The 8,308-nt window shown below is 66.9% G+C and carries 10 protein-coding genes; 5 read left to right on the top strand and 5 right to left on the bottom strand.

Going from position 1 to position 8,308, the window contains the following annotated elements:
• From FJ222_02175 to sppA, 5 genes are all read left to right on the top strand, one after another.
• On the top strand, positions 1–1,120 hold a 1,120-nt coding region (locus FJ222_02175; protein MBM4163240.1), incomplete at its 5' end, for an ABC-F family ATP-binding cassette domain-containing protein.
• Between the two features lie 33 nt (positions 1,121–1,153).
• Positions 1,154–2,050, top strand: a complete 897-nt coding sequence (gene speB / locus FJ222_02170) for an agmatinase (protein MBM4163239.1) — start codon at positions 1,154–1,156, stop codon at positions 2,048–2,050.
• A 16-nt stretch (positions 2,051–2,066) separates the two neighbouring features.
• Complete coding sequence (locus FJ222_02165) at positions 2,067–2,960, top strand: hypothetical protein (protein MBM4163238.1); 894 nt, start codon at positions 2,067–2,069, stop codon at positions 2,958–2,960.
• A 5-nt stretch (positions 2,961–2,965) separates the two neighbouring features.
• Positions 2,966–3,310 carry a hypothetical protein gene (locus FJ222_02160; GenBank protein MBM4163237.1) on the top strand — a complete coding sequence of 115 codons (345 nt, stop codon included), beginning with the start codon at positions 2,966–2,968 and terminating at the stop codon, positions 3,308–3,310.
• Positions 3,255–4,346, top strand: coding sequence for a signal peptide peptidase SppA (sppA, locus tag FJ222_02155; protein ID MBM4163236.1), 1,092 nt, complete (start codon positions 3,255–3,257; stop codon positions 4,344–4,346). Before FJ222_02160 ends, sppA begins: the two co-directional genes overlap by 56 nt.
• A 113-nt stretch (positions 4,347–4,459) precedes the next feature.
• On the opposite strand, the gene FJ222_02150 is transcribed toward sppA, so the two are convergent.
• Genes FJ222_02150 through FJ222_02130 form a run of 5 tightly spaced genes read right to left on the bottom strand, consistent with a single transcriptional unit; the run spans position 4,460 to position 8,295 of the window.
• A complete protein-coding gene (locus tag FJ222_02150; GenBank protein ID MBM4163235.1) occupies positions 4,460–5,422 on the bottom strand; it encodes an ABC transporter ATP-binding protein in 963 nt (320 codons plus the stop codon).
• Entirely contained in the window at positions 5,419–6,291 is an 873-nt protein-coding gene (locus FJ222_02145; GenBank protein ID MBM4163234.1) for a metal ABC transporter permease, read from the bottom strand. Before FJ222_02145 ends, FJ222_02150 begins: the two co-directional genes overlap by 4 nt.
• Entirely contained in the window at positions 6,267–7,214 is a 948-nt protein-coding gene (locus FJ222_02140; GenBank protein MBM4163233.1) for an ABC transporter ATP-binding protein, read from the bottom strand. Before FJ222_02140 ends, FJ222_02145 begins: the two co-directional genes overlap by 25 nt.
• The gene (locus FJ222_02135; GenBank protein MBM4163232.1) at positions 7,109–8,053 is read right to left on the bottom strand and encodes a hypothetical protein; all 945 of its coding nucleotides are present in this window, start codon (positions 8,051–8,053) and stop codon (positions 7,109–7,111) included. Before FJ222_02135 ends, FJ222_02140 begins: the two co-directional genes overlap by 106 nt.
• Positions 8,050–8,295: a CopG family transcriptional regulator gene (locus FJ222_02130; GenBank protein MBM4163231.1), complete on the bottom strand. Its 246-nt coding sequence runs from the start codon at positions 8,293–8,295 to the stop codon at positions 8,050–8,052. The genes FJ222_02135 and FJ222_02130 overlap by 4 nt, the downstream gene beginning before the upstream one ends.
• Between the last annotated feature and the right edge of the window lie 13 nt (positions 8,296–8,308).

The following is an 8,308-nucleotide window of genomic DNA, read 5'->3' as shown; positions in this document are numbered from 1 at the left end:
TTCCAAGGCGTCCCAGGCGCAGAGCCGGGTGAAGCAGTTGGAGAAGATCGAGGAGATCCGCCTGCCCAAGCGGAGCCAGTCCGCCGGTTACCTGCGGATTGCGCCGGCACCCCACTGCGGCGCCGAGGTGGTGCGGCTGGAGGGGGTTTCCTTCTCGTATGATGGCGTACACCGGGTGCTTGACGGGGTCGACCTCGCGATCAGCCGGGGCGACAAGGTCGCAATCATCGGCTACAATGGCATGGGCAAGACGACGCTGCTGCGCCTGATCGCGGGAGTCCGCCAGCCCGATACGGGCAAGGTGATCGTCGGCCACAAGGTTCTGCCCGGCTATCAGTCCCAGGAGTTCGCCGAGACGATTCCGCCTGAAGTCTCGGTGCTGGAGGTGGCCAAGCGCGCCGCGCCCGCAGCCACGGAGCGGGATTTGCGCTCGCGACTCGGCAGTTTCGGGTTCTCGGCGGACGATGTCGGTAAGCCGTGCGGCGTCCTCAGCGGCGGCGAGAAAATCCGGTTGGCGTTTCTGCGCCTGTTCCTTAACCCGCCAAACTTTCTGCTGCTGGACGAGCCGACGACGCACCTCGACCTCGACGGCCGCCGCACGCTCGAACAGGCGCTCGGCGCCTATGACGGCACGGTCTGTCTGGTCAGCCACGATGTGGCGTTTGTCCGCGCCGTGGCCACATCGGTCATCGAGATCTCCCCGGCCGGCGTGCGGCGTTTTCCAGGCGGGTACGACTATTATCGCGAGAAGACGGCGGGAGAGATGCGGCAGACGGCGAATGAGACGGCGGCGGATAGCGCTGCCAGTGGAGGGCTATCCTCAAAAGACCTCCGCCGCGTGCGCGCGCAGGAGCGGGCGAAGCGGGCGCCGCAGATCCGCGAGCTGCGCCGCCGCGTCGAGCAGGCGGAGGCCAAAATCGCCGCACTGGAGATTGAGCAGAAGACGCTGACCGACCTGCTTGCGGCCGCCGCGCCTGGCACGGACTTTGCCGACATCAGCAGGCGGCTGCGCGGCGTGCAGCACAGCCTTCACCTCGCGGCCCTCGATTGGGAGGAGCCCGCCACGCGGCTGGATGCTTTGGAAAAGGAGCAGGCCGAGGCGCAGGATGCGATCACCTGAGCCCGCGACGGGCCACGCGTTGGAGCAGCAACAATGAAAACATCTGGTTTCCTCGCCTCGGAATATGCGCCGGCGCCGGCCCGCCTCGCCGCCTGTCATGTGATCCCGGTTCCGATGGAGACCTCGGTCTCCTACGGCGGCGGCACGGCCGCGGGACCGAATGCCATTCTCGCCGCGTCGCAGCAATTGGAGGCCTCAGACGGCCGATTCGCGCCGGGCCGGGCGGGCATTCACACGCAGCAGCCGGTAGCCTGCGTTGGTGCGCCGGAACAGGTGATCGCCCGTGTCGAGACCCGCGTCTCCCGCGCCCTTGCCGCAGGCGCCACCCCGCTGATTCTTGGCGGCGAACACACCGTCACGCTGGGGGCAGCCCGCGCCTTCAAGGCTGCCGGGATGTCGGTGGGCTTTGTCCAGTTCGATGCGCATGCCGATCTGCGTGACACCTATGAAGGGTCGGCGTTCAGCCATGCCAGCGTGATGCGCCGCGTGAGCGAACTGCGGTTCCCGATCATCCAGTTCGGCGTGCGAGCCCTGTGCGCCGAAGAGGCCGATTATCGCCGACAGGCAGGCGTGATTGCCTACGATGCCGAACGGCTGGCGCGGCGGCCGCTTCCGGCGCGGTTGCTTCCGGCTGGATTTCCCAAGCTGGTGTATATCACCTTTGACGTGGATGGGCTTGATCCGGCGGTGATGCCCGCCACCGGCACGCCGGTTCCCGGCGGGTTGTTCTGGCAGGAGGCGATGCTCCTGCTTGACCGGATCGCCGCGGGACGTCGCGTGGTTGGCGCCGATGTGGTTGAACTGGCGCCGATACGCGGCCTGCACCACGCCGACTTCACGGCCGCTCTGCTGGCCCACCGGCTGATGGGGTTGATGGGGGAGGGGACACGCCGAACGGCGCGACGGAATGCTTGCGCCGGTTGTGCGTGAGCGGTACACTGAAGCCATGAATTGTTTGACACAGAACCCTGCTTCCCGCGTGGCGCGGGATTTGGATATGCCCCGTGACCGGCTCAGTTTGAGTGGCGTGGTCTGGACGCTGCTTGCCGCGCTGGTGGTGTCGGGGTGCGCGACGGGAGCGACGCGCGTCGCCGCCGGCCGGACCGCGCTGGAGGTGCAGGCGGCGGCCGATTCGGCGATCACCGCCTACGAGGCGCTCCGCGCAGTCGCGGCCGACAGCGCCTACAATCAGGGCTATCTGCGCGTGGTGGTCAGCCCACAACCCGATTCGGTGGACTTCACGCGCGTTCCGGATGCCTCCATGAACGATCTTCTCGACACCCGCGTCCGCACCTGCAGGCTGGTGAAGGAGTCCGCCGCGCAGCTTCGCCTCGCGTGCGAGGCATCGGCCCGGGCCGAGGCCGTGCAGTCCTTCGCGGCGGCGGTTGAGGCGCTTCAGGGGATCTCCGCTGACACGACATCGAGCGTTGAATTCAAGAAGCTCGCGGCCGCCCTCCCCAACGACCTGACCCTGCTTTGGCAGGCCCGGCGTATCGCGCGGTTGCACACCGCTCTCGGAAGGGCCGCCGCTGAACTCGGCACCCTGTGGAAGCGGGAGCGACCGACGTGGGAGGACTACGTGAAGGGGGCGTACATCACGCAATACGCATCGGGACTGCTCGCACTGCGTCTGTCCAACTTTGACGAGAATGAACTGTCGAGGAAGGTCGCCGACCCCTACCATCCAGGGGTTAAGGCGGGGCTGTTCAAACTGCAGAAATTTCACGAGGCCGTCCGATCGGCCGACACGATCAGACTGAAATTGCGGCAGGCATCCGAGGCGTTCGAGCGGATTTCTCTCCCACAGGCGCCCGTGACCGGCACAAGCCAGGAGGAGTGACGCAGATGAGGAGTACGAAAGCAACCCTGCTGCAAAGCACGCAGGCCGCGATCCGCGCCTACAATTCGAATCGGGTGAGACTGCTGCAAGAGGCCGAGGCCTCGGGCGGCGCCGAGGCGGTCGCCGCATTGGAGGATGAGTTCAACGCGCTCGGCAACGCCGTTTTCGCGTTGCAGCGGGCGACGCTCAGGCGCAATCATCGCCAATACGCAAGCCTGATTGCGGCGTCCGTAGAGGCGGTGACCCAGACCCGACGGCTGATCGACGACTCCGCGTTGGGCTTGGCGGTTCTGGATGGCATGGCCGCCGCCGTCACCCTCCTCGGCCGCCTGCTGCTGCTGGGCAGATAGAAAAGGGAACTACACAATGAATCAACAGGGACAGAAACGCAGCGGGTGCCGCACAGGATGTCTGTGGATGCTCGCGATCATGGGAGGGCTCGGTCTGACGGTTGTCGTCGCGCTGATCTTCGCCCTGAACAGGAACGATGACGGTCTGGCGGGCGTGACCGGCTGGCGGACGCCACGAACGGAGTGGGGCGCGGACGAGCGCCCCAACCTGGTCGAGGTGTGGTCGAGCGGTTCGGGCGAGGTGAAGGTCGCGCGGATTCTGGTGCGCGGACTGATCCTGCTCGACACGCCCGGCCTTTTCTCCGAGGGCGGCACGGCCTCCGCCGCGCTCCGCGCGATCAAGCGCGCCACGGTCGACCCCGATGTGCGCGGGATCATTCTCGACGTCGACAGCGGCGGCGGCGGCATCACGGCCAGCGACATCCTGTATCAGGCGCTGCTCGACTTCAAGCGCAAGGGGCAGGGGCGTGTGGTGGTGGCTCAGTTCGGCGATGTCGCTGCTTCAGGCGCCTATTATATCGCGCTGGCGGCCGACCGGATCGTGGCGCATCCAACGACATTGACGGGCTCCATCGGCGTGATTATGCAAAGCTACAACATCCGCGATCTTGCCGCGAAGCTGGGTATTACCGACGTGACCATTAAATCGGGCGCGAACAAGGATCTCCTCAATCCGTTCGGCGAGCTGACGAATGAGCAGCGGACCATGCTGCAAGGGGTGGTGGATGCCCTGCATGACCGGTTTGTGTCCCTGACGGCGGAACGGCGGAATTTGGACGAGTCGGTGGTGCGCGCCATCGCCGACGGCCGCGTGTTTCTGGCGACTGAGGCGCTCAAGCAGGGCTTGATCGATCAGGTCGGGTATGCCGAGAATGTGGACGTGCTGGCCGCCTCGCTGCTGGAGACAAACACCATTCGAGTGATTCGCTACGAAGAGCCCAGGGGGCTGATGGACCTGTTCCTCCGCAAGCCCGGGATGGGATTCAATCTGCAGAACCTGATCGATGGCGGCGAGGCGCGACTCATGTATCGATAACGAGTCGCTTGTATCTGGTGTGGCGGGCGATGTGCCGCTACAACAGTTGAACGCCCAGCGCGTTGAGTGTGCCCAAGGGTGAACGCCTCGGCAGCAACCGGACTGCCGATTCCTCAGCCCGCATTCTGCCAGCACCGGCAGGTGCGACCGTCTGCTGACGAGGTTTCGGGCGGCGGTTCGCGGTGGCAGCGCGCGTCGGCGCGCGGATGGCGTGGCGCGAAGGCGCACCCTTCAGGCCAGGCGTCGGCACCGGGCACGACCCCCGGTATGTCGAGCAGGCGCCGGCCGGGCGGGTCGTCGAGGCGCGGCGCCGCAGCCAGCAACCCGCACGTGTAGGGATGCTGCGGTGCCGTTAGCAGCGCCCCCGCAGCCCCCGACTCGATCACCTGACCGCCGTACATCACATACACCCGGTCGGCGCGTCCCGCGACCAGCGCGAGGTTGTGGGTGATGAGCAGCACCGCCAGCCCTTCTGACGCCGCCAGTGCCCCGATCAGATCGAGCACGCCCTGTTGCGTCACCACATCGAGCGCCGTCGTCGGCTCGTCGGCGATCAGCAGTCTGGGCCGCTGAGCCAGCGCCATCGCCAGCATGACCCGCTGCTGCATCCCGCCGCTGAGCATGCAGGGATAGGCGCGTGCGCACCATTCGGGGTCGGCAAGACCGACCTTTGCCAGCAGGTCCGCAATCCGCGCCCGCCGAGCCGCTGCAGACAGCTCGCGCAGGCATTCGGCGATCTGGTCGCCCACCCGCATCACCGGGTTCAGGCTGCCCGCCGGATCCTGGAACACATACGCCACCCACCGCCCGCGCACGCTCGCCAACTCGGCCGCACGGCCCGCCGAAATGTCGATACCGTCCAGCACCACCCGTCCTGTCACGGCCGCCCGGTCGGTGGGCGGCAGGCGAGCGATGGACAGGGCCGTGAGACTCTTGCCGCAGCCGCTCTCTCCCACCACGGCGACGCACTCGCCCGTGCAGACCCGCAGCGACACGCCCCGCACCGGATGGATCAGGGTCCCGTCGCGCCTAAAGCGGACGTGCAGATTTTCAACCAGCAGCAACGGTCGGGTCATCGTCCACTCCCTCCGCGCGATCTGTTGCGTGTGATGACCAGCACGGCCACATAGACCACCGCCGCCAGCTCGACGATCGTCGCCCCGGGCGGCAGCTCCGGTCCGTAGCTCAGCGCCAGCCCGCCCAGCGACACCGCCAGCGCCAGCAGCGTCGCCACCGCCATCATCCGCCCCAGCCGCCGCGTCAGCAGACCCGCCGTCGCCGCTGGCAGCGTCAGCAGCGCCACCGCCAGCACGATCCCCGCTACGCGCACCAGCATCACCACCGTCAACGCCGTGATAACCTGCAGCACCCCTTCATAAAAGCCGACGCGCAGGCCGCGCAGCCGGGCCAGCTCATCGTTGAACGCCACACAAACGAGCCGGTTGTAAAACAGCAGCACCACCCCCACGGTCACGGCATTGAGCAGCGCCATCGCGATCAGGTCGCCGCGCCCGACCAGCAGGATCGAGCCGAACAGGTAGCCATTCAAGTCCTCCTGATAGCCTGGCGTCAGCGCCAGGAACGTGATTCCCAGTGCCATGCCGACCGACCACAAGACGCTCAACACCGCGTCGCGCCGCTGACCGTGGCGCTCGCTCAGCCGCGCCAGCATCACCGCCACCGCCAAGGCGGTGAGCAGCGCGCCCAGCATCGGCGTGAACCACGCCACGTCGAACCGCCGCTGCAGCAGCCGCGCCAGACCCAGTCCGGCGAGCACGCAGTGCGAGACCGCCGCCGCCGTGTAGGTGGTTCGGCGCACCACCACCAGGCTGCCGACCACGCCGGCCGCCACCGCCGCCAGCGCACAGGCCGCCACGGCGTATTGCAGAAAGGCATGTTGCTGGAGATCGGCCAGAAGACTCATGGTTCGGTCTCCTGTGGGCATCCCTCGCTCGAGCACTGATGGTGCGGCGAGGTCAGTGCCGCCGATGCGTCAACCACCTGGCATGAGGCGCCGTGCTGAAGCACGACCATCCGGCCGCCGCCGTAGGCGGCGCGGAAGGTTTCCGACACGACATCGGACGCCGGATGCAGATCGGCCGTGCGGTTGACGCACAGCACATGGGTCGCGTGCGCCGTGACCACGCTGAGATTGTGCGATACGAACAGGACGGTCAGCGTCTCGGCAAGCTGGCCAAACAGATCATGAAGACGGTCTGCCGTCGGCGGATCCACGCTGGCCGTCGGCTCGTCCAGCAGCAGCAACTGCGGTCCGCCGGCCAGCGCCTGCGCAATCAGGGTGCGCTGCCGCTCGCCTCCCGAAAGCTCGGAAAACGGGCGATGCTCCAGAGCCGCCAGCCCGACCCGATCCAGCGCCGCAGCGGCCGCCAGCCGTTCACGCCGGCCATACGCCCCGGCCAGGCCGCCCTCCAGGGTTCCCATGAGCACCACGTCGTTGACACTGACCGGAAATCGCGTGTCGTAGGCGAGCACCTGCGGCACATAGCCCACCCGCCGCCGCGCCGACTCCGGCGCCAGGCCGAACACCCGCACCGTGCCGTACAGGGGACGCTCCAATCCGAGGATCAGCCGGAGCAGCGTCGTCTTGCCGCCGCCGTTGGGGCCCACCACCGCCACCAGCGACCGTTCCGGCACAGCGAAGGTGACGTTGTGCAGCGCCTCGCTCGTTCGATAGGCGAAACAGACGCCTGCAAACGAAAGCACCGGGCCGCCTGTCGCCTGCCCGTCTCCGATCTCCCGGCTCATCGAGCCCTTTCCGACGCCAGCGCGGCAGCGATTCGCCGCGCCACGTCCAGCAGGTTGGTGTCCCATGCGGCCGCGAGTGGGTCGGCTACCTCCACCCGGCATCCCAGCGCGGCCGCCGCGCGCGTGACAACCGCCTCGGGAGCCTCGGGGTTGCTGAAGAGCACCTGCACGCCATTCTGTTTGGCGCGCGCTACGACACCGGCCAGGTGCTTGGCTGATGGCGTTCGTCCCTCCTCCTCGATCATCAGTTGGACAAGGCCGTAGTCCCGGGCGAACACGCCCCACGAGGGATGATAGACCAGCAGCGTCCGGCCCGTGACGGGCTTCAGAATCTCGCGGATTTCGGCGTCGACCTCGCGAATCCGCTTCTGGGTGCTCGCCAGCCCCGCGTCCAGCGCCGCCTCCTGGCCGGGCAGGAGTGCGCGAAGCACTGACGCACACCGTTCGGCAATGTCCGTTAACTGCGTCGGCGATAGCCACACATGCGGGTCGCGCTCCATCTGCAGGCACGCACCGTCCGGGCCGTGGCTATGATGCCCCTGCGGCATCTCGGGCAATCCGCCCACCATCCAGCAGAGCAGTTTCGGATTTTGCGCCGACACCCGGTTCGCCAGCAGCGATTCGACTTCCATCCCGACATAAAGAAACGCCGAGGCGCGAGCCATTTCGGAAACCTGGCGCCCGGAAGGCTCGAACGTGTGTGGGTTCTGTCCCGGTTTCAGGAACACCGAAACCTCCACGGCATTACTGGCGATGGACTCGACCACCCATTTCAACGGCGCGATTCCGACCACGATCCGGGGCCGTTCCGCCGCCGACGCGCCGACGCACCCCAGCATCGATGCAATCACAATCAACGCGCGCATTCGGGAACGCGCCCTGCCGAATCCCATTAACGACGTGATCATAGACAAACCTGTCTTTTTTCGTATCAGGATCATTTGGAGAGGCCCGACTTGACCGACACATCGGCGATTTGACCCAGCCGACCCGTGAGTCGGCCCATTTCATCGGTGGTCGCGTCGACCACCAACGTGATCACCGAAACCTTGCGCTCACGGCAGGGGAGGCCGACGCGCGCCAGGATGATGTCGGCATGGTCGGCCAGCACGCGATTGACCAGCGGTCCGGCCGTCTCCCGTTTCTCGACGATGATGCCGACAAACCCGATCCGTCGTTCCATGGCCGCCCCCCCC

Source organism: Lentisphaerota bacterium, from assembly GCA_016873675.1.
Taxonomy (GTDB): Bacteria; Verrucomicrobiota; Kiritimatiellia; order RFP12; family JAAYNR01; genus VGWG01.
This window is presented reverse-complemented; position numbering and strand designations above follow the sequence as displayed.